The organism is Dyella flagellata, from assembly GCF_030160275.1.
GTDB lineage: Bacteria > Pseudomonadota > Gammaproteobacteria > Xanthomonadales > Rhodanobacteraceae > Dyella_B > Dyella_B flagellata.
Genome location: NZ_BSOA01000002.1, coordinates 108,595 through 133,645 on the forward strand (window position 1 = coordinate 108,595; position 25,051 = coordinate 133,645).

Below are 25,051 nucleotides of genomic sequence, written 5' to 3' on the forward strand. Positions count from 1 at the left end.
GATCAGCGGCAAACGCATGCGAATAAGGCTTGCAACCCGACTTTAAGCACAACTTGTGCGTCGCGTCAAAGCCGGCTAGACGTCCAAATGAAATTTTGCCTCCAGGCGTACCAGCGCGCGCTAACAGACCAGTCCTGCGCCGGTGTCCGCCAAGGCGCATGGGGGCGCCGTTTGCGCTGTCTCGCGGGAATAGCCCAGCTCGTAGATAATCCACGTATGCCGACACACAGCCGCGTTCCCCGCCTACTCCTTTTTCCTGTCCTCGCCACGGCGATCGCCCTTTCTTCCGGCTTTCCCACCGACCTCAGAGCCGCTCAGGACAGCAAAGCCGAAGCCGCACAGGCCCAGGCCAAGCAACAGCTGACCGACTTGCGCAGCAAGATGCAGGCGCTGGCCAAGGAGCAGGCCGACACCGCCGCCAAGCGAGACAGCGTCAATGCCGAGCTGGCCAAGCAATCGGACGCAGTCGCCAGCGCCTCCCGGGCAGTGCGCGATACCGATGCGCAGATCGCCGCCAAGCAGCAGCAACTCGATCAGTTGCAAACGCAACGATCGGCGCTCAACCAGAATCTGAGCCATCAGCGCGCGGCGATCGCCGACTTGCTGCGTGCCACCTATGAAGTCGGCCACGGTTCCGACTTGCGCCTGCTGCTGGGCGACGAGGACATCGCGCGCATCGCCCGCTCGCTGGCCTATTCGCAGTACTTCCAGCAGGACCGTCTGCAGAAGGTACAGCAGCTGATGACCGAGCTGGCCAAGCTGCAGGACCTGGAAAACCAGATCACCGCCGAGCAGCAGGCCCTGCAAGCCACCCGAGCCCAGCGCCAGCAGCAGGCCGACACCCTGCAGCAGCAGCGCAAGCAACAGCAGCAGCTGGCCAGCCAGATCGACACGCAGTACAAGAGCCAGGCCCAGAAGCTGGCGGCGATGAAGCAGAACGAGCAGTCCTTGAACGACCTGCTGGCGAAATTGCAGAAGGCGATCGACGAAGCCACCCGCGAAGCGGAGCGCAAGGCCCGCGCCAATCCCACCGTACCGAGCGGGGGCGGCAAGGCGCTGGCCAACATCCGCGGCAACCTGCCCTGGCCGGCCCCCGGCCCGGTGCACACGTTCGGCAATGGCGTGCTGATCGCGGCGCCGCGCGGCGCCGAAGTCCACGCGGTGGCGCGCGGGCGGGTGGTGTACGCCCACTTCCTGCGTGGCTACGGCCAGCTGATCATCCTGAGCCACGGCAGCGGCTGGCTCAGCATGTACGGCAACAACGAAACCCTGTTGCACGGGGTGGGCGACGATGTGAACGCCGGCGAAGCCTTGGGCACCGCCATGCTCAGCACCGGCGACAGCACCGGGGTGTATTTCGAGCTGCGGCAAAATGGCAAGCCGGTGGATCCGCGCACTTGGTTAAGCCAGCGGCGTTAAATCCCACGGGATTGGCATCCCAGCCTACGCCGCCCGGCCGATCGTCTGAGGTTTTTTTCACAAGCCCGAAGCGAGAGCGAGTAAAACTATCTCCAACCGGGTTCGGCGTATCCTTTGCTTGAATCCCCGACGGCCGACAACGATCTCTACGAAGCCGTCACATCCTTTCTTGTGGAGTTTTGTCCCATGCGTTTCCCCCACCCCTGCCTGCTCGCCCTGCTGCTGGCGACGCCCTTGCTGCATGCGCAGGCGACGCCAGAGGTGGCATCGGCCGCCAGCACGGCCGCGCCGGCCAAGGCGTCCAGTAGTGCGGCGCCGGCCGATCAGGTGGACATGGACGATGTGCGCAACTTCGCCCACGTGTACCAGATCATTCGCCAGGCCTACGTCGAAAAAGTCGACAACAAGACCCTGATGAGCGACGCGATCAAGGGCATGCTGGCCGGCCTCGATCCGCACAGCGCCTACCTCGACAAGTCCGGCCTGCAGGAACTCAGCGAGGACACTACCGGGCAGTACGGCGGCCTCGGCATCGAAGTGATGGAGGACAACGGCCTGCTGAAGATCGTATCGCCGATCGACGACACGCCGGCCTCGCGCGCCGGCATCAAGCCCGGCGACGTGATCACCGCCGTGAACGGCAAAGTGATCACGCCGGACAATATCGACAGCATGTTCGACGCCCTGCGCGGCAACCCCGGCAGCAAGATCACGTTGGGCATCCTGCACGAAAAGGCCGAACAGCCGGTGACCATGACGCTCACCCGTGAGCGCATCTCGATGACCAGCGTGAAGGTGCGCGAGCTGGAGCCCGGCTATGCCTACATCCGCATCAGCCAGTTCCAGGACGACACCGCCAGCGACCTGGAAAAGAAGCTAGGCGCGCTGCTGGAGAAAAATGGTGCGCAGAAGGGCGCGATTCTCGACTTGCGCTCCAATCCTGGCGGCCTGCTGACGGCGGCGGTATCGGTGAGCGACGACTTCCTCGATTCGGGCACCATCGTCACTACGCGCGGCCGCCTGCCTGATTCCAATCTCACCTTCAGCGCTCATCCCGGCGACCTGTTGAACGGCGCGCCGATGGTGCTGTTGGCCGACAACGGCACCGCCTCCGCCGCGGAAATCGTGTCCGGCGCGCTCAAGGACAATCATCGCGCCCTGATCGTCGGCCGCCGCACCTTCGGCAAAGGCGTGGTGCAGACCGTGCTGCCGCTCGATTCCGATCACGCGGTGAAGCTGACCACCGCGCGCTACTACACACCGAACGGCACTTCGATCCAAGCCGAAGGCATCAAACCGGACATCGCCCTGGCCGATCTGGCGGTGACCAAGGTGGACGACTCGCAGGTGCCGATCAGTTCCGAGGCCGACCTGCCGCACCACCTGGCCAATGAAATCGCAGCGACCGGCGGTGACGGGATCAACAATGACGGTAGTGCGGAGAATGCCAAGCTGGCGACCAGCGACTATGCCTTGTCGCAGGCGTTGAACATTCTGAAAGGCTTGGCTCTACGCAAGGATGGCAGCCAACCGGCAGCGCATTGAGGGATAGGCTGGGATGCCAATCCCAGCATCGGAATCGGCCATGTAAGCTGGGATTGTCATCCCAGCCTACGCACTTGCCTAGAGGTTAGAAGCTGAAGGGCTTTTCCAGCGTCAGATACACGCCACGCCGCGGCCCGTACTGCGGCGCTCCCACGCCCACACCGGTACCGCTGCGCAGCCGGTACGAACGATCCAGCGCGTTGATCACCGCCAGCTGCGTGTGGAGCTTGCCGAAGCCGTCGAAGTTGAAGTCGTGCGCCACATTGAGGTTGAGCTGGAAGTAGTACGGCAACGAAAGGCCGTTAGGCACCAGTCCTGCCTGGCGCAAACCGCTACCGAATAGATAGTCGGCGCCCACCTTGGTGTTGTCGGTGATCGCGTAGCTCACGCCACCGGATGAAGCCAGCTTCTGATCGTGATCGAGATGGATGTAGTTGTCGGAGATGTACGCCAGCTCATCCACTCCGAAGTTGTACTGGCCGGTTATCACGTCCTTGCCCATTGCACGGCTGTATGCGGCATTGAAGTAAGCCGACAGCGGTCCGTGGTTGTAAGAGGCGGTGAATTCCGTGCCGCGCACCCGGCCGTACTTGTAGTTGAAGGTGGAGTACACCAGCGCCGTGCCAAACTGACCCAGGTCCTGCAGTCGCTCCACTTTGCGGTAGTACGCATCCAGGCCGAACGTCCAATCGCCTACATTCTGCTGCACGCCTGCGTCGAAATAGTTGGAGCGCTCCGTCAACGGCGTGTTGTTGCCGTAGTTCTTCACCGCATTGGTGGTGTTGGCAAACGCATTGATGTTTTCGTTGGAGATCAACTCCGTTTGCGGAGGCGTGAAATAGCGCGAGTAACCGGCGTGTACGGTGGTGCTATCGGTAGCCTGCCATACCAGCCCGACGCGCGGGCTCAGCTGGCTTTCTTCGCGGAACGCCGTGTAGCGATCGCCACGCAAGCCGTAGTTGAGGGTGAAGGAATCGCTGATATCCCACTCGTCCTGCAAATAGAACGCTGCGGTCTTGGCCAGGATGCGATCGCCGGTAAAGATATTGAACGGCACCGTGCTGGCCTGGCTGCCGTCCGGATTGGTCGGAAATACCAGCGAGTTGGTATGGGTGAAAGCGCGATCGAATTCGTAATACACGCCATAGCGCAAGGTGTGCGAACCGCCCCATGGGGTGGCGAAATCGGCCTGCAAAGTGGACGCACGGTCGCCCTGCGTGATCTGGCCGGCGACGCCATTGAACATCAGGTCACCGATGTCATCCGGGTAATACTGCAGGCCGCTGTAACGCTGTCCCAGCGAAACCTGGTACGAAGTAGCGCCCAGCTTGCCCTGTAGCGCCAGCGTACTGAAGCGCGTCTGTTCGTTCTGACGCTCATTCAAGAGGGTGGAATTGAAGGCCGTCTGATCCAGGTAACCGAAATTAGGGGTCTGGCTCGGGTTGTTCGGAATCTGGAAACGGTTATTGGTCACGCCGAACAGAAAGCTCAAGCGCGTATCGTTGTTGACCAGATAGGAGATATCGCCGAAGCCCTTCACCTGGTTGGTGCGATCGTGGATGGGGTTGCGGCTGCGCGTCGGATTCTCGATGCCGACGTTATTCTCCTGGTAGTTGCCGCTGAAGAAATAACTCCAGTTGCCGCTGCTGCCCCACAACGAGGCGTAGGGATTGACGGTACCGAACGAACCGCCAGTGATGCCCACCACGCCGCCATTGCCGAGGTCGGCGCCGCTCTTGGTGGTGATGTCCACCACGGCGGCCGTGCGTTCGCCGTATTGCGCCGGCAAGGCGCCGTCGAGCAACTTCACGCTCTGGATCGTGTGGGGATCAAGGGTCTGGCCGAAGCCGGCGATCGATTCGGGCAGCATGATGCCGTTGATGCGGTACTGCAGGTTGGCGTGGTCGCCGCGCACGTGCAATTGACCATAGGAATCCTGCACCACGCCGGGGGCCTGCAGCAGTATCTGGTTCAGCGGGGCGGAAGCGCCCAGCGGCAGCGCCTGGATGTCCTGCGCGCTGATCACGTACTCACTGCTGCCCGTGTCGGGGGACAGATTGTTGCGCGCCACATCCAGTGCAGCGGTAACGTTCACTTCGCCCAGCTGCTTGGCCTTGTTCGCATGGCGGTTGCGCGAATCCGGATCGGTGGAACTATCGCCCGGCTGTTCCGTGTTGGCGGCCGAGCTGCTGGAGGCAGGCAGCTTTTCGGCACCGGGCACGGTCAGCACGGTGGAGGCATGACCGGCGGCAGCGAACAACGCCAGGCTGAGGCCAAGGGCAAGTGGCGATACTTTCATGCGCAAGGGAATCCGGGGCGGTTTAGCGTTAGGGGAATGTCGAAATGTTATAACATTTCCATCCTATCGAAACGACCCTCCCAGAAGTCATACCGCCGGGCAGTTCATGCCGCCCTCATCAGTGCCGCACCGCGGCGGACTATGATCGCCGGGTCTGTTTGTTCCCTACGGAGCGCGGCATGACCGAGCGCAACGATACGCAGCCCAGCAGCAGCAACCTTCCTGCCGTGGTCACGCACGACGAAGCCAGCAGCCGGGTGACCCGCGCGATCCTGGATTTCGTCAGCCAGATCCCTGACAGCAAGGTGCATAGCCATGGCAACCCGGACACCGAAGCACGGCGGCTGGCGCATCGCGCCGCCCAGCGCGCCGCGCTTACCGCCGCCACACTCGCCTTGCCGCCAGGCCCACTGGGCTGGCTGACCATCCTGCCGGAACTGGTTTCGATCTGGAAAATCCAGGCCCAGCTGGTCAGTGACATCGCCGCTGCCTACGGCAAGCACGCGGAACTGGGCCGCGAACAAATGCTGTGGTGCCTGTTCCGCCACACCTCCGCCCAAGCCTTCCGCGACCTGGTGGTGCGACTTGGCGACCGCCTGATCTTCCGGCGCGTGTCCTATGGCGTAATCGAACGCGTCGCCAAGCAGATCGGCGTCAAGGTGACGCAGCGCGCGCTGGGCGAGGGCTTGTCACGCTGGATGCCGGTGATCGGTGCAATCGGCGTGGGCGGCTATGCGTATTACGACACGCGGCAGGTGGCGGCCACGGCGATTGCCATGTTGAAGAGCGAGTTCGGCATGGCCGAGAGTGACGATGCCACTGTGGTTGCCACGCAAGAGGTGGAGGCAACGCGGTTGCATTGACTGTTATCGTTGCAACCCTTGCGCGACGTCTTTCCGGCTTCGGCGGTACGCGGGGAAAGCACATGGACGTGCTTGGGTTTGAGGAGCGAGGAACGACGGCATGGCAAAATTGAGCATTAACGACGTGCAGGGGCCGTTACATGAATCCATCTCAGCAGCGAAAAGTCGCTTTAATCACCGGTGCCGCCAAACGCGTAGGCGCAGTGATTGCCCGTACCCTGCATGCCGCGGATTTCGACCTCGCCCTGCACTGTCGCCATTCCACCAGCGAGGCGAATGCGCTCGCGGCTGAACTTTGCGCGCAGCGTGCGAACAGCGCCATCGTGTTGCAGGCCGACCTTGCCGACCTGCCACAACTCCCGCGGCTGATCGATGCCACGCTGTCGCACTACGGCCAGCTCGATGCGTTGATCAACAATGCCTCCTCGTTCTATCGCACGCCATTGGAAACGGCTACGCCCACCCAGTGGAACGAACTGTTCGCCGCCAATGCGCAAGCGCCCTTCTTCCTTGCTCAGTCTGCGCTGCCAGCGTTGCGCACCACTCGGGGCGCGATCGTGAACCTGGTGGACATCTATGCCGAACGCGCGCTAGCGCAACATCCCATCTACGTGATGGCAAAGGCCGCGCTGGCCGCGATGACGCGCTGTCTTGCGCTGGATCTTGGACCCGATGTGCGCGTCAACGGCGTAGCCCCCGGTGCGGTCATGTGGCCCAGTGATGGCAAGTCCTACGCCGACCAGCAAGCCATGCTGGCGCGCACGCCCCTCCAGCGTGCTGGCGCACCGGAAGATGTCGCCAGCACGGTGCTCTGGCTGCTGCGCGATGCGCCCTTCGTGACCGGCCAGATCATCCGCGTCGATGGCGGCCGCAGCGTCACGGTGTAAGCGGCAACTTACACGCTAAGGCGGCATCACGGCGGAATTTACTGCTCGTCGACGGACATCCTTGCCCCGCGCCTCGCCCTAGGATGCATGCCGTCCATGACGTTCGGATTTGTACGAACTATGGCGTCGGCAGTTGCGTCGGGCAGGCATGGTTTCTACTTGTGCGATATCCGGCCTGAAAGGCGTCTGAAAAGACACGACATGGATGAAAAATCCTGCCCGGCAGCGACGTCTCCCCCAAACCCAAGGAGATAAGTTTATGCAACGTCACACTGCAATGCTTGCGTGTATGTTACTTGGACTGGCCTTGCCTGTTGCTGCAGCAAGCGCAAACGATACCGGTGATTTGCGCGCCAAGACTTTCGACACCTACAACAAGATCGAGAAGGCGCTCGAAAACGGCCAGCGTCTTTCCGTCGTGGTCCATTTCAATGCTTGCGACCAAGCCAGATCAGCCGCCAACGGCCATATCATGATGGCGCGCAGTGACAACCATGGCGGGCTTCCCATCCATGATTTCATGATCCTTCCCGACCATATTGCTTTTTCGTTGGTGCATCAAACGGTAGATCCCAACAACAACATCGTCTACGAATTCAACCGCTACAAAGTCTCCCCAGCAGGAACAGGGTCAACGGCAAGCGCGAAAGTCGAGATGTCGACCTATAGCTGGAAAACGGGCGATACACAGGCCACGCCCGGCGCTACTTACACCTGTGACACGGGTGGCGGCGGCGTGGATTTCACCGGCTAGGCACTCGGAATCCCCGCAGCATTGCGGGGATTCTTTCTTGCTGGAGTGTAGGCTGGGATGACAATCCCAGCATCGCGAGGCGGCATACAGGGCAAAGCTGGGATTAGCATCCCAGCCTACGTGACGGCCAGGTCGCGCATTGCGCGCAGCGGCAAGAGTTACAAGGATTCGACCACTAGCGGCTCTTGCTCAACAGGAAAAGCCGCCCACAGTTCCGCCATCGTACGGCCACTCACCGGATGCCGCAGTTGCGGTGCGATATCCGCGATCGGCTTGAGCACGAAGGCATGCTGCAATTCCTTGCGCGGAATATCCAGGTGCCCCGGCCCCTGCGTCACCAGCTCGTCATACAGCACGATATCCACATCCAGTGTGCGACTGGCATAGCGAGGTACATCGCGGCGGCGGCCATGCCGATCTTCCAACGCGTGCAACCATTCGTTGAGTGAAATGGGCGCAAGGTCCGTATCCAGGCCGACGGCCAGATTGATGAAGTCGGGGCCGTCGAACCCCACCGCAGAGCTGCGATACGCCGGCGATATGTCCAGCTCGCCAAAACGTGCATGCAACTCGTCCAGCGCGGCACGAAGATATCGATGCGGCTCCTGGTTGGAGCCCAGGCTTAGATAGACGCGGGCCATTCAGTGGCGCTTGCCGCGTTCGATGCACACTCCCACTGCCTTGGCGCCACGTACGGCCCCCGGCTTGGACAGTTTCAGCCGCACCCAGGTCACGCCGAATTCTTCGCGAATGATCGCCGCGCAGCGCTCGGCCAGCGTTTCCACCAGGCCGAAACTGGATTCGCCAACATACTCGATAAGGCGTTTGGACACGTCCTTGTAGTTGAGCGTGTGGGCGATGTCATCGGACGCGGCGGGGATGGTGTTGTCGAACGCCATTTCGATGTCTAACGACAAAGTCTGGCGCACGCGCCGTTCCCAGTCGTAGATGCCGATGACGGTGTCGATGCGCAAGTCTTCAATGAATACGATGTCCATGCGCACAAGAGTCGTGGATGCGGTGAATGCAATCAAGCGGCAGGCGGCAGGGTCTGCAAATCCCAGCGCGGGAACACCTGCACCGATTCATCCTGATGCTGGCCGTGCGCCAGGCGGATCGCACCAGCCAATGCAATCATCGCGCCGTTATCAGTGCAGAACTGCAGGCGAGGAAAATACGTCTTGAAGCCGTCCTTGGCGCCGGCGGCGGCCAGGTCTTCGCGCAGACGGCGGTTGGCGCCAACACCACCGGCGATCACCAGCCGCTTCGTGCCGGTTTCGGCCAGCGCGCGGCGGCACTTGATCAGCAAGGTATCGACGATCGCCTCTTCGAAGGCGCGCGCGATGTCGGCGCGGGTTTGTTCGCTCTGGTCGGACTGCTGCCAGGCCAGTAACACCTGGGTCTTCAGTCCGGAGAAACTGAAATCGAGCCCCGGACGATCGGTCATCGGGCGCGAAAAGCGGAATACGCCTGGCCGCCCCTGGGTGGCGAGGGCAGCCAGCGCCGGACCGCCGGGATACGGCAAGCCCATCAGCTTGGCGGTCTTGTCGAAGGCTTCGCCGGCGGCATCGTCCAGGGTGTCACCCAGAATGCGGTATTGGCCGACCGCCTCCACCTCCACTAATAGTGAGTGGCCGCCGGAGACCAGCAGAGCCACAAACGGCGGTTCCGGCGGATCATCTTCCAGCAACGGGGCCAACAGGTGTCCTTCCATATGGTGTACTCCGATGGCGGGCACACCCAGCGCCCAGGCCATCGCGCGGCCCGTCGCCGCCCCTACCAGCAGCGCGCCGACCAGACCGGGACCGGCGGTGTAAGCTACGCCCCCCAGATCAGCCGGGGTCAATTCGGCCTCTTTCAGCGCTTCACGCACCAGCGGCAGCAGCTTGCGGACGTGGTCGCGGCTGGCCAATTCGGGCACCACGCCGCCGTAATCGGCATGCAGCTTCACCTGGGTGTACAGGGCATGCGCCAACAGGCCATGTCCCGGTTGCTCCGGCTCCCAGCGCAGCAGGGCCACACCTGTTTCGTCGCAGGAGGTCTCGATGCCCAGGATGGGGCGCGGGGTGGAGAGCGGGGAACGGAGGAGGTCTGGCATCTTCAGATGCAACCATCGAGGGATCGGATAGCCCATTTTGCCGATCCATCCGGCCTCGCGACACCCCTGGTGTGCCCTGGCCCCAACTTTCCTGCCACCACGCTTTGAATTTTTCACCCACATCGGCGTATACTTTGCGGCTCGCCGCATTTCTGTGGCCCGTTTACCATCCGGAGTTTCCATGCCCAGCGTAAAAGTTCGCGAGAACGAGCCGTTCGAACTCGCCCTGCGTCGCTTCAAGCGCACCTGTGAAAAGGCCGGCATCCTCGCCGAGACCCGCAAGCGCGAGTTCTATGAAAAGCCGACCCAGGAACGCAAGCGCAAGCGCGCCGCTGCCGTGAAGCGTCACCTGCGCCGCCTGTCGCGCGACGTTTCGCGCAAGACCCGCCTGTACTGAGCGCGGTCCGCTCCGGCGGATCTTTAAGGAGTCTTGGCGCGCTGCGCGCCGCACTCCTGCAGCGTTAGCAGTCGGCGCGTCCATCCGCAGCCGCTGCCAGCAAGGCAATGCATGGGCCGACGTTGTCCCGCAACGTCGGCTTTGTGCTTTCCGAAGGAGTAGTTTATGTCCTTGAAGCAACAGCTTACCGAAGACATGAAAACCGCCATGCGCGGCGGTGACAAGGATCGCCTCGGCGTGATCCGCCTGGTGCTTGCCGCCATCAAGCAGCGCGAGGTGGATGAGCGCATCGAGCTGGACGACACCCAGACCATCGCGGTGCTGGAGAAAATGCTCAAGCAGCGCAAGGATTCGGTCAGCCAATACGCCGCCGCCGGCCGCGAGGACCTGGCCAACGTCGAGCGCGCCGAAATGGTGGTGATCGAAGGCTATCTGCCTGCCAAACTCAGCGGGGCCGAAATCGACGCCCTGATCGAGGCCGCCATCGCCGAAACCGGCGCCAGCGGCGCGCGCGACATGGGCAAGGTGGTCGCGGCCGTCAAGGCCAAGGCCGCCGGCCGCGCCGACATGGCGCAGGTTTCCGGCCGCATCAAGGCCCGCCTCGGCGGTTGATGCGCGCCATCGTGGCGCTTTCAAAGCGCCACCTTCACGCGTGCCGCAATTAAGATGCGGCCCACGCCATAGGCAAGCGGGAGCAAACGCATGCTGAAGTGGGCCATCATCTTCGCGATCGTTTCCCTGATTAGCGGCTGGCTGGGCTTTGGCACACTGTCCGGCATCGCCGCCGGCATCGCCAAGCTGTTGTTCGCGATCTTCGTGATCATCTTCCTGATCGCCGTGCTGGCGGTGATCGGAGTGATTCACATGGCGCTGTAACTGCGCCTTGTAGGCTGGGATGACAATCCCAGCTTTCCATGCGACATCCGATGCTGGGATTGTCATCCCAGCCTACGTGCCCCGCGCATGGTTTAGCGGCCATGCCCGGGGTCCGGCTAGACTAGTCGGATGCGCGGCCGTATCCCCGACAGTTTCATCGACGAACTGCTTGCCCGCGTCGACATCGTCGACGTGATCGAGCGGCGCGTGCCGTTGAAAAAAGCCGGCCGCGAATGGACCGCCTGTTGCCCGTTCCACAACGAGCGCACCCCATCGTTCTACGTGAGCCCGGCCAAGCAGTTCTTCCACTGCTTCGGCTGTGGTGCGCACGGCAGCTCGATCAAATTCCTGATGGACTACGAGCGGCTGGAGTTTCCCGATGCCGTAGAGGAACTGGCGCAGTCCGTCGGCCTGAAGGTGCCTTACGAAGGCGCACGTGACAACGCCCCGCGCGAAGACAAGACCGATCTTTACGCCGTGCTCGACGCTGCCGCGCGCTGGTACGAAACCGAGCTGAAGAAAAGCGACGAGGCCGGGGCCTATTGCCAGAAACGCGGCCTGGACGCGGGCACCATTGCAAGCTTCCGCATCGGCTGGGCGCCGGCCGGCTTCGATGGGGTGATCCGCAGCCTCGGCAGCAACGAAAAGCGCATGCAACTGCTGACCGAAGCAGGCATGGTCGCCAGCAACGAGCGCGGCAACAAATACGATCGCTTCCGCGAACGCCTGATGTTCCCGATCCTGGACCGGCGCGGCCGCGTGATCGCCTTTGGCGGCCGCGTGCTGAAATCGGACCAGGGCCCAAAATACCTCAACTCGCCCGAAACCCCGCTGTTCCACAAAGGCCGCGAGCTGTTTGCGCTGTGGCAAGTAAAACAAGCCAACAGCAACCTTGCGCGCATCGTGGTGGTGGAAGGCTACATGGATGTGATCGCCTTGCATCAGGCCGGCCTGCCGATTGCCGTGGCGACACTGGGCACGGCGACAACGCCGGAACACACCGAAGTGTTGTTCCGCGCGGCGCCGGATGTGGTGTTCTGCTTCGACGGCGATCGCGCCGGACGCGCGGCCGCGTGGAAAGCGCTGGAATCCGCCCTGCCCCGCCTGCGCGACGGACGCCAAGCGTACTTTCTGTTCCTGCCGGACGGCGAAGACCCGGATACCCTGGTGCGCAAGGAAGGCAAGGAAGGCTTCGAGAAGCGCCTGCGCGAAGCCACTCCGCTATCGGAATATTTCTTCGGCGAACTGTCGCACGAGGTGGATTTGGGCAGCCTCGACGGGCGTGCCCGCCTGGCCGAGCGCGCCCGCCCACTGATTGCGCGTTTGCCAGATGGCGCCTTCCGCGATCTGATGGCTCAGGAGCTGGAAAAACGCACCGGCGCACGGGCCGTGCTGGAAGCCGATCCGGTGGCTCGGCGTCCACTGCAGCGCCCGGTAGCCGTGCAGCGTTCGCTGGTGCGTAGTGCTATCGCGCTATTGCTTGCACAGCCTGGACTCGCCGACGAAGTGGAACGGCCGTATGGTTTCCTGCGCCTGGACAAGCCCGGCGTGGACCTGCTGGCTGAGCTGATCGACACCGCGCGCGCAAGACCGGGCGTCAACGCTGCAATGCTAGTGGAGCACTTTACCGGGCGGCCCGAATACAACGCGCTGCAAAAACTGACCGTCGCCACCGTGGTCGGCGAACCGGAAACCCAGCGCCTGGAATTCCTTGACGCACTGCTTCGCATGCAACAGCAAGCTGTCGACCAGCGCCGCGATGCCCTGGTCGCCAAGAGCCGCGAAGGCACGCTGACCAACGCCGAAAAAGCCGAGCTGCGCGAGCTGCTCGCCGCACGCGCACCGACGCCCAGCGCCGCGTCATGACTCCGCCAGCCGACAAAGGGACCGTCGATGGACTTGCTTGAACGCCTGATCACCTTCTTCGCGGAAAACGGCTACGAGGCCGTGTTCATGGCGCTGCTGCTGTGCGGCGCCGGCCTGCCGCTGCCGGAAGACATCACCCTGGTGGCCGGTGGTGTGATCGCGGGCCTGGGCTACGCCAACGTCCACATCATGGTGGCCGTCACCATGGTCGGCGTGCTGGTCGGCGACGCGGGCATGTTCCTGCTCGGCCATCATTTCGGCACGCACATCCTGCAATTCAAACCCATCGCCTGGCTGATGCCGCCGCGCCGCTATGCGAAGGTGCAAGACCAATTCGAGCGCTACGGCAATCGCATGATGTTCTTCGCGCGCTTTCTGCCAGGCATGCGCACGGCGATCTACACCACCGCGGGAGCCACCCATCGCGTGGGCTTCTGGCGCTTCCTGCTGCTCGACGGCGCTGCCGCGCTGATCAGCGTGCCGATCTGGGTTTACCTGGGTTATTTCGGAGCCAATCGGCGCGAATGGCTGGGCATGTGGATACGGCGCGGGCAGAACAGCCTGTGGCTGCTGTTCGTCTTGGCCGTACTGGTCTTGCTGTTGCTGTGGTGGCGCCGGCGCAAACGCGGTTACGCCGATTCGTAGGCTGGGATGTAATCCCAGCCTTACTCCTGATTGAGCTGCGCCGAAAACTGCTTGTGCAGATCGTCGCTCAGCAGCTGCATGCTCTGCTGGCTTACCTGGATCAGGCCGTGCACGGGCGAATCGAGATCGGCGATCAGGCTCATCGAAATGGCCACCGTGAACACTGGAACGAAGGTGAGCAAGGCGGCACGACGTCGCTGGCCGTAGCCGATGATCAGCGACGTGACGACCGCCAGCACAGTCATCAGCGCCCAGATATCCGGCGGCACGCGGTTACGTCGCGCGGCCACACGCTTGGCGTCGAGATCGATCACGTCGTTCAAGGCCGAGACGTAAAGGCCAACGATCGGTGTCGGCGTCTGTTGCGCGGCGGACGTCGCCTGTTTCCACAACTGGTCCTGGATCTGCCTGGCGCGCTTCACTTCAACGCCGTGCTCGTCGATTTCAGTCGTCCGGCCGAAGATGGCCAGGCGCGCATCGACATAATCGCGCAGCAGCTCCTGCGCGTCGCTGCGCATCGACTCGGCCTGCATGCCGGCGCGCAGATAGGCGGTGCCGATGGCGTTGGCTTCGTCGATGACCAGTTGCTTGCGCTCATCAAAGCGATTGAGCGCCATGCTCAAGGTAAAGCCGATCAACAGGCTCAACAGCAGGCCAACCTGGTTGCGCGCTTGATGGACTTCCTTTTCCCAGTCGTTGTCGTCACGGTTCTTGGCCCATGCCCGCAGGCGAAAGCCAAACTCGTGGGCCAGCAGCAATACGACGACGACCATGACGAACAGATCAACCGGGTGATCCAGCAGATACAGCATCATGCCCCCTCCTGCGGATGTGTTTCCCTTGTGTCAGGTTGCGCGACATGCAGCTCCCTCCCCTACTACACGTAGGGGAGGGGGCAAATACCCGCCACCTGAGACATCGCGCCTATCAGGCCTGACCAGGGGCCAGGCACGCACATCTTACCGGGCAACCGCCACGTCGTGCCGGTTCCACCACCCTCCGCCCAGCGCCTGGAACAGGGCTACGGTATCGGCGTACCGCGACGCGCGCGCCTGGACCAGGGCAAGCTCCGCTTGCCGATACGTCACTTGCGCATTGAGCAACGCCACCATGCTGATATCGCCTACCGCGTACTGCTTCTGCGCGATGGCAAAGCTGTGCGCTGCGGCTTTTTCCGCACGTGCCGTCGCCGCCATCGCTTCCGCGTCGGACTGCAAAGCATGCAGGGTATCGGCAACGTTCTGCAAAGCGGACAGCACGGTGCTGCGGTATTGCTCCGCCGCCTGCTTATAAGTTGCTTCCGCCGCGCGCTGCTTGTGCTTGAGCGTGCCGCCATCGAACAGCGGCATGGTGATGGCGGTGCCGATGTTCCAGAAACCGGTGCCGGAACCGAACAGCGTATGCATCTGGTCCGTGGCGCTGCCCCAGCTGGCGGTGATGTTGATGTTCGGCAGGCGGGCTGCAAACGCCACGCCAACCTGCGCGCACGCCGCATGCAATTGTGCGTCGGCCACGCGCACGTCGGGACGCTGTTCGACCAGCCTGGCGGGCAGGGTCAGTGGCAGATCCTGCGGCAATTGCAGGCTGTCGAGGCTGAAATGGGCGCTGACGTCCTGGTCAGGGGTGCGACCGCTCAGTACCGCGAGCACATCACGTTGCAGCGCAAGTTGCTTGTGCAAGGGCGGCAGGCCGGCACGCGTCTGCTCAAGCGTGGCTTCCTGTGCGGCAACATCGCTCTCCGACACATCACCCAGGCCCAGCTGCTTCTTGCTGGCTTCCAGAATCTTCGACTGGCTGTCGATCATGTCTTGCGTAGCGGCAATCTGCGCGCGCAACGAAGCCTCTTGCACAGCAGCGTTGACGAGATTGGACGTCAACGTGAGGTAGGTCGCCTCCAATTGGAAACGCTGCGCATCCGCCTGCGCCACCAGCGATTCGACGGTACGGCGGTTGGCACCCCACACATCAGGTGTATAGGACACGCTGACCTGCGCCGTGGTGAGGTCGTAGAACGTCGCACCCGACTGGGCCGGGCTGGCGAGCGTACCGGCGATTTTCTGACGCGTAGGATCGACGCTGCCGTTGACTGCGGGCAAATAGAAGCCGCGTTGTGCACGCACGTTTTCCCAGGCCGCCCTCAAGGCAGCCTGCGCCGCCGCCGCATCGGGATTGTGCTTGAGTGCATCGTCGATCAGGCCGTTCAAGGGCTGGGAGCGAAACAGCGTCCACCATTGACCGGGTATGTCCACGCCCGGCTCAAACCGCTGCGCCTGCCCACTCGCACCTGGCGCGGACGCTGTCGTGGATGGCACACCCTCTTCCGTGTACCCCTGGGCAGCGGGTGGCGTCGGCCGATGATAGTCGGGGCCCACCGCGCAACCGGCCAGAGCAAGGCTCAGCCCCAGCGCCAGCGCATGAACGCGCCCTTTGCAAAGATCGATCTTCGCCAGCATGGTCATAGCTCCACCTCGGATGGCGCATGCCCCCAGCGCTTGTTGATGAAATTCTCCAGGCCGAAGTACAGGGTCGGCAGGATGTACAGCGTCAGCAGCGTGGCGACTGGCAGGCCACCCACTACCACCGTCGCGAGCCCGCGCTGCACGTCGGTACCGATGCCGGTCGCCAACGCCGCCGGCAGCATGCCGATGCTGGCCACCGTGGCCGTCATCAGTACCGGACGGAAACGTTCTGTCGCCCCCACCAGCACGGCTTCGAACAGCGACAGGCCTTCCCTGCGCACGCGGTTAATGTTCGACACCATGATGATGCCGTTCTGCACCGCCACGCCAAACAAGGCAATGAAGCCCACCGCGGTAGCGATATTCAGTGTTTCGCCACGCACGTGCAGGGCGAGCAAACCGCCCACGGTCGCCAGGGGCACCACTCCGAGCACCAGCACCGCCTGGTGGAACTTGCCGAACTCGGCGAACAGCAGCACTGCCATGATCGCGAGGACCATGCCCATCACCACGGTCAGGCGGGCCTGTGCGCGCTGTGCGTTCTGGAAATTGCCCGCCCATTCCAGCTGATACTTCTGCTGGTCGAAATGCACCTTCGCATTGATCTGGGCCTGCGCATCGGCGAGGTATTCGGATAACGCGCGATCACGGTTGTCGATGCGGATGGTGAGTTCACGCTGGCCGTGTTCGTGCGCGATCGTGCTTTCGCCCGAGACCAGCTTGATGTCCGCCACTTGCTTGAGCGGCACCTGCGCGCCGCTGGCTGAGGTCAGCGGCAGCTCGCCCACTGCCTGCAGGCTGTTGGCGACATCGTTGGAGACACGCGCAGTGACGTTGTAGATGCGATCAGCCACATACACCTGGGTAATCGGCGCGCCGCCAATCGTGGTCTGGATCAGGTTGGTGATGTCGCTGACATTGATGCCGTAACGCGCCGCCGCATCGCGATTGGCCTTGATCTCCAGCTGCGGAATCGGCGGCTCCTGGAAGATCGATGCGTCGGCGGTGCCGCGTATGCCCTTGAGCACGTCCACGATCTGATTGCCAACCCGGCGCATGTCATCGAGATCGTCGCCATAGATGCGCAATACCAGCGGACTATGCGCGCCACCGATCATGTCGTTCTCGCCGTCGATGATCGGCTGGCTGATGCCGACGCTCATGCCCGGCAACTGCTGCATGCGCGCATTGAACTTGCGCAGGAATGCCCCCTTGGTTTCGCCGTTGGCCCAGGTGCTGTACGGCTTCAGCCCCACACCAGCCTCCACGTGCGAAGGTGTCCAAGGATCGGTACCCGTATCGTTGCGGCCGAGCTGGGTCACCACATACGACACTTCGGGAAATTCGCGCACGGCCTTGCGCAACTCGGCCGTCATCTGGCTGGCCTTGTCCAGCGAAAGGCCCGGTGGCATTTGCACCTGCAGCCACAGCGAGCCTTCGTCCAGATCGGGCAGGAATTCGCGGCCGATGGTGGCGCCAAGGATCAGCACGCCGCAAAACGCGATGCCGGCGATCGCATAGGCCACCGGCAACTGGTGCAACAACCGGCCAAGACTGTGCGTGAAGCCGGCCTGCAGGGCCTCCAGCGGCTTGTTGTGGAAGATCTTGCGCGGCTTGCGCAAGGCCAGATAGGCCAACGCGGGCGTCAGCGTTACCGTGCACAGCAGGGCGGCGAGCAAAGCATAGCCCACGGTGAAAGCCATCGGCCGGAACAGCTTGCCTTCGGCATGCTCGAAGGCGAACAGCGGCAAGTAGGCGGTGATGATGATCAGCGTGGCGAAGAAGATGGAGCGTCCGACATGGCCGGTCACCTCCATTACGTCGTCTTCGGTCAGCACCTCGGTGGGCTTGTGCTCGCGCTTGCGCAGGATCGCCTCGGTGACCACGATGGCGCCGTCAACGATCACGCCGAAGTCGATCGCGCCGAGCGAAAACAGGTTCGCCGACATGTGCGTGAACTGCATCAGGATGAACACGGTGACCAGCGACATCGGAATCGCCACCGCCGCCACCATGGCCGAACGCGGACTGCCCAGGAACAGGATCAGCACGATGCACACCAGGCCGATGCCTTCCATCACGGTGTGAAAGACTTTTTCCTTGGTGGCGTTCACCAGGTCGTCGCGGTCGATGTACGGCACGATCTGCACGTCCTGCGCGGCCAGCTGCTTGTTCAGCTCCGCCACCTTGGCGTGAATGCCGTCCAGCACGTGCGACGGATTCTCGTACTTGAGCAGATCGACGATGCCTTCGATGGTGTCCGGATTATTGTCCTTGCCAAGGATGCCCTCGCGCACCTGATGGCCGTAGCGCAACTTGCCCAGTTGGCGCACCAGCACCGGTACGCCGTTATTCTGCGTGACCACGATGTCGCCGAGGTCCTTCAGCGTATGCACCATGCCGACGCCGCGCACGATATACGACTGCTCGCCGCGCGTGATGCGCCCGCCGCCAGCGTTGGATGTATTGGCGGAGATCGCCGCCGTCACTTGATTGACACTGACGCCGTAGTGCAACAGTTGCTGTGGATCGAGTTCGAGCTGGAATTCCTTGGTGAAGCCGCCGAAGTTGTCGACATTGATCACGCCGGACACTTTCTGCAGTCCCGGGATCACGATCCAGCGCTGGATCTCGGAAAGCTGCATCAGGTTCTTGCTCTTGGATTCGAGCGTGTAGCGATAGATTTCACCGGCCGGGCCGCTCACCGGGTCGAGCGACGGAGTGACACCCGTAGGCAAGGTGACCTGGCCCAAGGCGTTCTGGACGCGTTGGCGCACCCAGTAATCGTCGGCGCCGTCCTTGAACACCATGGTGATCAGCGACAGGCCAAAGGTGCTGCTGGAGCGCATGCTTACCAGTTGCTGCGTGGTGGCCAGCTGGCGCTCCAGGGGAATGGTGATCTGCTGTTCGATTTCCTCGGCGGCCAGGCCCGGCACCTGCGTGGTCACCTGCGCGGTGACGTCGCTTAACTCCGGATAAGCCTCGATCGACAATTGCGTCCACGAATAATAGCCAAAGCAGATGACGAGGATCGTCACCACCATGAACAGCATTCGCTTCTCGAAGCAGAAGCGGAAGATCTCATTAATCATTGAGCAGCACTCCGCCCCTCACGATTACGCGATCACCTGCCTTCAGGCCTTTCAGCACGCGCGTGTCACCGGTTTCGTCGTAGCTCAGATCCACCGCACGGCGCTCGAACGTCCACGGCGACACCTCGACGAACACGCTGATGGTGTCGTTGTTCATCAGCAAGGCCGATTCCGGCACGAAGACCTGCGCCGGCTGCGGCACGTCGATGCTGACGTTCGCATACATGTTGGGCTTGAGCTTGCCATCGGCGTTGGCAAATTCCGCACGCACCAGGTCTCGCCGCGTATCCGGCTGCAGCACGGGTTGCACGAAAGCCACCGTGCCATGGAACACCTGGCCCGGATAAGCCGACAGCACGGCATCGACCTTTTCGCCTTTGGCGATCAGCCCCACGTCACTTTCCGGCACGTTGGAGGTGATCCACACCGAATCCAGATTCGAGATGACCATCATCGCGGCAGTGGCGTCGTTGACGTACACGCCCGGCGATACCGACAGCGTCGTGATATAGCCACTGGTCGGCGCAACAACCTGCATCAAGTGCTGGGTACCCTGTGTGCCACCCACCGCGGTAAGGCGGGTCTGGGCGCGAGTGAGCTCCGCCAGCGCCTGGTTGTAACCGCTTTGCGCCGATTCCAGATCCTTGGTGGCATTGCCACCGGCGGCCTGAACCGCGCGCGCGCGGTTCAGCGCTTTCTTTGCAAGATCCAGTGCATCGCGCGCTTTGGCGACGTCGGCGGCAGCCTGGGCGTAATCGCCCGAGTCAATAACGGCCAGCAGCTGGCCTTTGCCGACATGCTCGCCCAGCCCAACCTTCAGCTTCATCACTTTGCCGGTGAGCGGCGGCAGCACGTTCGCGGTATGCGCGGGATCGGCCTCCACGTTGGCCGGAAATACCATCGCATGTGGCGCCTGGCGCGCCTCGACCTGCTGCACCACCAGCTCTTTGCGCAGCGGCGAGCCGTCGGGGACCTTGATCTGGTCGTGGTCGACCGTAAACGGCGGCGTTTCGGCCGGTTCGCTCCCGCCATGCGAGCAGGCAGCCACATTCAGCGCCAGGGCCACGGCAACCGCCAGTCGCCATCCTTGTTTATTCAGCAGGTGAAGCATGGGTGTTCCTCATCGTTGCCGCGCTATGGCACTTCCCCGTAACCACGAGGCCATAACGTTGTTGCAATACGGTGAAGGGTGCAAGGCAAGGTGTTGCACATGCCTTACAGGCCCGGACCGCGGTTGGACCGCTGCCAGCCGCTACCGGGTCATCGGCAGCAGTCAGCGAGGCGGGCTAATAGTGGGAGGTTCGGCTTGCGTATGACTGTCCAATTTCAGGCTTTTCCTTCTGCAGCGGTGTGGTTGCCATTGGGTTGGACCAGCCTGCCCTGCAGCAGGCCGGCGCGTTCCAGCGGCAGGTAGGCGATCGCCGCCAGATGCGAGTGGATGCGGCGCAGATCGCGCAGGATGCGCAGGTACACATCGCCACCGCCGCCGTCGCGCTGCTGGCGCAGGTCGCGGATGTGCCGGTCGGAGGCGTCGTTTTCCAGGCGCCACAGCAACTCCTTGCGCTCCATCAGGTGCTGGGCTGCGCGTAGATCACCGCGCATGAACACCGCAAGGGCCAATCGCAGGCTTTCCATGATCTGCGCATGCATGGCGGCAAGGTCCTGGATGTCATCGGCTGAGAAATCCTGCCCGCTTTGTGCTTTCTTCGAGGCGAATTCCACCAGGTTGTTCGCGGTGATATCGCCGATGTGCTCGATATTGATCACGAATGCATGGATTTCCTGGCTGCGTTCGCCGTCTTCCTCATTCAAGGCTTCGCTACCCAGGTCGGCCAGATACTGCCGAATGGCGACGCCCAGGCGATCCAGATACGGGTCCATCTTGCTGATGGAGGCGGCACGCACGCTGTCATCCTTGCCAAAAATCTCGACCAGTCCCTTCAACATGCCCTCGACCATGTCGGCCATCCGCATGGACTCGCGCTGTGCATTGACCAGCGCTACGCCAGCACTCTCCAGTGCGGCCTCATCCAGATACAGCGGCACGCCCTGATCGGCGGGCTTAGGCGGCTCCGGCAGCAGACGTACCAGCCATTGCGCAAGCTTGTTTACCGGCAACAGGAAGATCAGCGCCAGTGCGAGATTGAACGCGGTGTGGAAGTTCACCGCGACGCGCGCAGGCGTATCACCCAGCGCCGACAAAGAGTGCGCCAGTGGATGCAGCAACGGCAGGCAAACCAGGCAGCCAAACGCGCGCACCAGCAAGTTGCCGAACGGCAGCCGCCGTGCGACCGGTGTATGCGCTTCGAACAAAGCCGGCAAGGTGCTACCGAGATTGGCGCCAAGCACAAGCGCTATCGCACCTGGCGCATCGACGACGCCACCTGTGGCAAGCGATACGATCAGCAGCACTACGGCCACGCTGGAATGGCACATCCAGGTCAACAGCGCAGCGACCAGCATGGCCATCACCGGCTCTTCCGCCAGGGCCTGCATGCCCGCCTTGAGCAACTGCGCGTTTTCCATCGGCGCCATGGTCAGCACCAACAGATGCAGCGCCAACAGCATCAAGCCGAGGCCAATACCGACGCGACCGAGGTTTTCGTAGCGCGCATCGTCGCTGCGACGATAGATAGCCATGCCAACCAGAATCAGCACCGGGGCGATCAAGGCGATGTTGAACGACATCACTTGCACGATCAGCGTGGTGCCGACGTTGGCGCCAAGCATCACCGCCAGCCCCGGGGCCAGGCCGAGCATGCCACTGGCGGCGAACGAGGTGGCCATCATGCCAGTGGCCGTACTGCTCTGTAGCAGCGCAGTAACGCAGATGCCGAACGCAAAGGCGCTTGGCCGGGTGCCGAGAAAGCGGCCCAGCGAGCGGCGCAATGCGCTGCCATAGCCGCGCAGCACGCCGCTGGTGACCATGTGCGTGCCCCACAAAAGCAGGGCGACATAACCGGCAATGTCGAAGAGTGCGAAGGTGCCTTTCATGGCCGGCCTCCCTGTAATTTTCTTGGTGATTTTTATGTAGGCTGGGATGCCAATCCCAGCCTTCTTGCGGCTTTCAGGATGCTGGGATTCGCATCCCAGCCTACGAACTTATAGCCACCCTCGGAACCGGCGGATATACAACAGCTTCATCGCCTGCGTCAGCGCGCAATACGCCAGCACGGTCGCCGCCAACCAACCGAAGTACACCCACGGCAGCTCCAGCATGCCCAGTTTGGCGCCGATGCCGGTATACGGAATCGCGATGCCGATGACGATGATCGCCGTGGTCAGCGCCAGCACCGGCGCCGCTGCCACGCTCTGCAGGAACGGAACCTTGCGCGTGCGGATCATGTGCACCACCAGCGTCTGCGTCAGCAGGCTCTCGATGAACCAGCCCGATTGGAAGAACGATTGGTGGTCCGGATTGTTCGCGCCGAACACGTACCACAACAGCAGGAAGGTGGTGATATCGAACACCGAGCTGGACGGTCCGATCCAGAACATGAAGCGGCCGATGTCGCTGGCATCCCACTTGCGCGGCTTGCTCAGGTATTCGTCGTCCATGCGGTCGAACGGAATCGACAGCTGCGAAATGTCGTACAGCAGATTCAACACCAGCACCTGCAGCGGCAGCATCGGCAGGAACGGCAGGAACACCGCCGCCACCACCATGCTCAGCACGTTGCCGAAGTTGGAGCTGGCCGTCATCTTGATGTACTTGATGATGTTGCCGAAGGTTACGCGGCCTTCCAGCACGCCCTCCTCCAGCACCATCAGGTTCTTTTCCAGCAGGATGATGTCGGCCGATTCCTTGGCGATATCGGTGGCGGTATCCACCGAAATGCCCACGTCCGCCTCGCGCAAGGCCGGCGCGTCGTTGATGCCGTCGCCGAGGAAACCCACCGTATGGCCCTGGCGCTGTAGCGAGGTCACCACGCGCGCCTTCTGCAGCGGCGACATCTTGGCAAACACGGTGGTGCGTTTCACCAGCTCGTCCAGCGCCGTATCGTCCAGCGGCTCGATATCGCGCCCTTGCGCCGAGTGTTCCACGTCCAGGCCGACTTCGCGGCAGATCTTGCGCGTCACCGCCTCGTTGTCGCCGGTGATCACCTTCACTTCCACGCCGTGCTGGTGGAGCGCGGCGATCGCGGTGGCGGCCGTATCTTTCGGCGGATCGAGGAAGGCCAGGCAGCCGATCGCGGTCAGCTCGGTTTCGTCAGCCAGGCTGTAAGCGCGATTGCTCGGCGCTTGCTGCTTGACCGCCACGATCAGCACACGCAGGCCGTCTTCATTCAAGCGGCGCGTCATCGCCTTGATCTCGCGGCGGCGCTCTTCGGTCATCGGTATGACCTGGTCGCCTTGCCGCTCGGTGGAGGAAATGGCGAGCATCTCTTCCACGGCGCCCTTGCACACCAGCAGGTGATGACCCTCGCCATTGGCAAGCACCACCGACATGCGACGGCGCTGGAAATCGAACGGGATTTCATCCACCACGCGGTAGCGCGCAATGATCGGTTCGAGATCGCGATGCGCCAGCACCGCCTTGTCCATCAGGTTCTTCAGACCGGTCTGGAAGTGGCTGTTGAGGTAGCCGTATTCCAGCGCGTCGTCCGAATCCTCGCCGTCCAGGTCGAGATGGCGCTCCAGCACGATCTTGTCCAGCGTCAGCGTGCCGGTCTTGTCGGTGCACAGCACATCCATCGCACCGAAGTTCTGGATCGCGTTCAGGCGCTTCACCACCACCTTGCGCTTGGACATCGCCATCGCGCCCTTGGCGAGATTGGCGGTAACGATCAGCGGCAGCATCTCCGGCGTCAGGCCCACCGCCACCGACAGCGCGAACATCAGCGCTTCGAGAAAGCCGTGCTTGTACCACTGGATGCCCAGCACCACCGGCACCATCACCAGCATGAAGCGGATCAGCAGCCAGCTGACACTCTTTACGCCGCGATCGAAGCTGGTCTGCACCCGCTCACCCAGGATGCTGCTTGCCAGCGAACCCAGATAGGTGCGCGAACCGGTAGCTACCGCCACCGCGGTGGCCGAGCCGCTGACCACGTTGGTGCCCATGTAGCAGACGGTGGGCAGATCCAGCGCATTGCCCTTCTGCGCCCCGTGCGCACCGGCTTCCACAGCATGAGCTTGTGCCGGGCCGGCCTTTTCCACCGGCAGCGATTCGCCGGTGAGGATCGCCTGGCTGATGAACAGATCCTTGGCGGTGAGCAGGCGCAGGTCCGCGGGCACCATGTCACCGGCCGCCAGATGCACGATGTCGCCGACCACCAGCTCGTTCACCGGCACCTCGATCCGCTCGCTGTGGCCGTCCGAGGCGCGGCGCGTGACCGTGGAGGTGTTGCGCACCATCGCCTTGAGCTTTTCCGCCGCCTGCGAGGACCGGAATTCCTGGGTAAAGCTGAGCAGCACGCTGATGCCCACCATCACCCCGATGATGATCGGGCCGGACAAGTCGTCCGGCGTCACGAAGATCTGCACCACCGCCAGGATCAGCAGCACGATGATGAAGGGGTTGTTGAAGGCGCGCAGCAGCTGGATCGACCAGTGCGGCGGCTTCTCGTGGGAAACCTCGTTGATGCCGTCGCGTTCGAGGCGCTCGGTGATCTGCTCTTCGTCCAGGCCGGCCAGGCTGGTATCCAGGCTACCCAGCAGGGCTTCGTTTTCGCGGAACGCGTCCTGGGCTGCCGCCACGTGCTGAGGTGCTGGGGCGATCTTGGCCTTGGCCGCCTGGGTGACTCGGTTCATCATCTTTCGCTTCCGTGGAATCAAGCTGTTGCGACGAAAGCGAGCTATAGCAAAGGCCCGCCCCCGCTAGGGCAATCCGCGGCCAGGACGACGCCCC

20 protein-coding genes are annotated in these 25,051 nt (G+C 62.7%); 10 read left to right on the forward strand and 10 right to left on the reverse strand.

What is annotated here, in order from left to right; genetic code table 11:
* Positions 1 to 216 precede the first annotated feature (216 nt).
* Together QQJ96_RS00790 and QQJ96_RS00795 are read left to right on the forward strand one after the other, a co-directional pair.
* The gene (locus QQJ96_RS00790; RefSeq protein ID WP_284329988.1) at positions 217 to 1,419 is read left to right on the forward strand and encodes a murein hydrolase activator EnvC family protein; all 1,203 of its coding nucleotides are present in this window, start codon (positions 217 to 219) and stop codon (positions 1,417 to 1,419) included.
* A 186-nt stretch (positions 1,420 to 1,605) separates the two neighbouring features.
* The gene (locus tag QQJ96_RS00795) at positions 1,606 to 2,964 is read left to right on the forward strand and encodes a S41 family peptidase (protein WP_284329989.1); all 1,359 of its coding nucleotides are present in this window, start codon (positions 1,606 to 1,608) and stop codon (positions 2,962 to 2,964) included.
* A gap of 85 nt (positions 2,965 to 3,049) precedes the next feature.
* Here the strand turns inward: QQJ96_RS00795 and QQJ96_RS00800 are convergent, their stop codons facing one another.
* Complete coding sequence (locus QQJ96_RS00800; RefSeq protein WP_284329990.1) at positions 3,050 to 5,263, reverse strand: TonB-dependent receptor; 2,214 nt, start codon at positions 5,261 to 5,263, stop codon at positions 3,050 to 3,052.
* Between the two features lie 179 nt (positions 5,264 to 5,442).
* On the opposite strand from QQJ96_RS00800, the gene QQJ96_RS00805 reads away from it, so the two are divergent.
* The 3 genes from QQJ96_RS00805 to QQJ96_RS00815 all read left to right on the forward strand — a co-directional run bounded on the left by QQJ96_RS00805 (position 5,443) and on the right by QQJ96_RS00815 (position 7,767).
* Complete coding sequence (locus QQJ96_RS00805) at positions 5,443 to 6,126, forward strand: hypothetical protein (protein WP_284329991.1); 684 nt, start codon at positions 5,443 to 5,445, stop codon at positions 6,124 to 6,126.
* A gap of 140 nt (positions 6,127 to 6,266) precedes the next feature.
* Entirely contained in the window at positions 6,267 to 7,013 is a 747-nt protein-coding gene (locus QQJ96_RS00810; RefSeq protein WP_284329992.1) for a pteridine reductase, read from the forward strand.
* Between the two features lie 259 nt (positions 7,014 to 7,272).
* Positions 7,273 to 7,767, forward strand: a complete 495-nt coding sequence (locus QQJ96_RS00815; RefSeq protein WP_284329993.1) for a VirK family protein — start codon at positions 7,273 to 7,275, stop codon at positions 7,765 to 7,767.
* Positions 7,768 to 7,925: 158 nt separating this feature from the next.
* Here the strand turns inward: QQJ96_RS00815 and folK are convergent, their stop codons facing one another.
* From folK to tsaD, 3 genes are read right to left on the reverse strand one after another with little or no spacing between them, the layout of a single operon-like run.
* Positions 7,926 to 8,408, reverse strand: coding sequence for a 2-amino-4-hydroxy-6-hydroxymethyldihydropteridine diphosphokinase (gene folK / locus QQJ96_RS00820; protein WP_284329994.1), 483 nt, complete (start codon positions 8,406 to 8,408; stop codon positions 7,926 to 7,928).
* On the reverse strand, positions 8,409 to 8,765 hold the full coding sequence (folB, locus tag QQJ96_RS00825) for a dihydroneopterin aldolase (RefSeq protein WP_284329996.1): 357 nt from the start codon (positions 8,763 to 8,765) through the stop codon (positions 8,409 to 8,411).
* 32 nt (positions 8,766 to 8,797) lie between these two features.
* The gene (tsaD, locus tag QQJ96_RS00830) at positions 8,798 to 9,865 is read right to left on the reverse strand and encodes a tRNA (adenosine(37)-N6)-threonylcarbamoyltransferase complex transferase subunit TsaD (RefSeq protein WP_284329997.1); all 1,068 of its coding nucleotides are present in this window, start codon (positions 9,863 to 9,865) and stop codon (positions 8,798 to 8,800) included.
* Positions 9,866 to 10,046: 181 nt separating this feature from the next.
* Here tsaD and rpsU point away from each other — a divergent pair, with 181 nt between their 5' ends.
* From rpsU to QQJ96_RS00855, 5 genes are all read left to right on the forward strand, one after another.
* Positions 10,047 to 10,262: a 30S ribosomal protein S21 gene (gene rpsU, locus QQJ96_RS00835; protein WP_109724432.1), complete on the forward strand. Its 216-nt coding sequence runs from the start codon at positions 10,047 to 10,049 to the stop codon at positions 10,260 to 10,262.
* Positions 10,263 to 10,427: 165 nt separating this feature from the next.
* A complete protein-coding gene (locus QQJ96_RS00840) occupies positions 10,428 to 10,874 on the forward strand; it encodes a GatB/YqeY domain-containing protein (RefSeq protein WP_284329998.1) in 447 nt (148 codons plus the stop codon).
* Between the two features lie 90 nt (positions 10,875 to 10,964).
* A complete protein-coding gene (locus tag QQJ96_RS00845; protein WP_284329999.1) occupies positions 10,965 to 11,138 on the forward strand; it encodes a DUF1328 domain-containing protein in 174 nt (57 codons plus the stop codon).
* Positions 11,139 to 11,267: 129 nt separating this feature from the next.
* A complete protein-coding gene (gene dnaG, locus QQJ96_RS00850; protein WP_284330000.1) occupies positions 11,268 to 13,004 on the forward strand; it encodes a DNA primase in 1,737 nt (578 codons plus the stop codon).
* Positions 13,005 to 13,031: 27 nt separating this feature from the next.
* Positions 13,032 to 13,649, forward strand: a complete 618-nt coding sequence (locus QQJ96_RS00855) for a DedA family protein (protein ID WP_284330001.1) — start codon at positions 13,032 to 13,034, stop codon at positions 13,647 to 13,649.
* 20 nt (positions 13,650 to 13,669) lie between these two features.
* On the opposite strand, the gene QQJ96_RS00860 is transcribed toward QQJ96_RS00855, so the two are convergent.
* The 6 genes from QQJ96_RS00860 to mgtA form a co-directional block, all read right to left on the reverse strand.
* Positions 13,670 to 14,464 carry a bestrophin-like domain gene (locus tag QQJ96_RS00860; protein ID WP_284330003.1) on the reverse strand — a complete coding sequence of 265 codons (795 nt, stop codon included), beginning with the start codon at positions 14,462 to 14,464 and terminating at the stop codon, positions 13,670 to 13,672.
* A gap of 144 nt (positions 14,465 to 14,608) precedes the next feature.
* Positions 14,609 to 16,102, reverse strand: a complete 1,494-nt coding sequence (locus QQJ96_RS00865) for an efflux transporter outer membrane subunit (RefSeq protein ID WP_284330004.1) — start codon at positions 16,100 to 16,102, stop codon at positions 14,609 to 14,611.
* A gap of 2 nt (positions 16,103 to 16,104) precedes the next feature.
* A complete protein-coding gene (locus QQJ96_RS00870; protein WP_284330005.1) occupies positions 16,105 to 19,200 on the reverse strand; it encodes an efflux RND transporter permease subunit in 3,096 nt (1,031 codons plus the stop codon).
* Positions 19,193 to 20,311 carry an efflux RND transporter periplasmic adaptor subunit gene (locus QQJ96_RS00875; RefSeq protein ID WP_284330006.1) on the reverse strand — a complete coding sequence of 373 codons (1,119 nt, stop codon included), beginning with the start codon at positions 20,309 to 20,311 and terminating at the stop codon, positions 19,193 to 19,195. Before QQJ96_RS00875 ends, QQJ96_RS00870 begins: the two co-directional genes overlap by 8 nt.
* A gap of 215 nt (positions 20,312 to 20,526) precedes the next feature.
* Complete coding sequence (locus QQJ96_RS00880; protein WP_284330007.1) at positions 20,527 to 22,194, reverse strand: Na/Pi cotransporter family protein; 1,668 nt, start codon at positions 22,192 to 22,194, stop codon at positions 20,527 to 20,529.
* A gap of 108 nt (positions 22,195 to 22,302) precedes the next feature.
* On the reverse strand, positions 22,303 to 24,954 hold the full coding sequence (mgtA, locus tag QQJ96_RS00885) for a magnesium-translocating P-type ATPase (protein ID WP_404649177.1): 2,652 nt from the start codon (positions 24,952 to 24,954) through the stop codon (positions 22,303 to 22,305).
* Between the last annotated feature and the right edge of the window lie 97 nt (positions 24,955 to 25,051).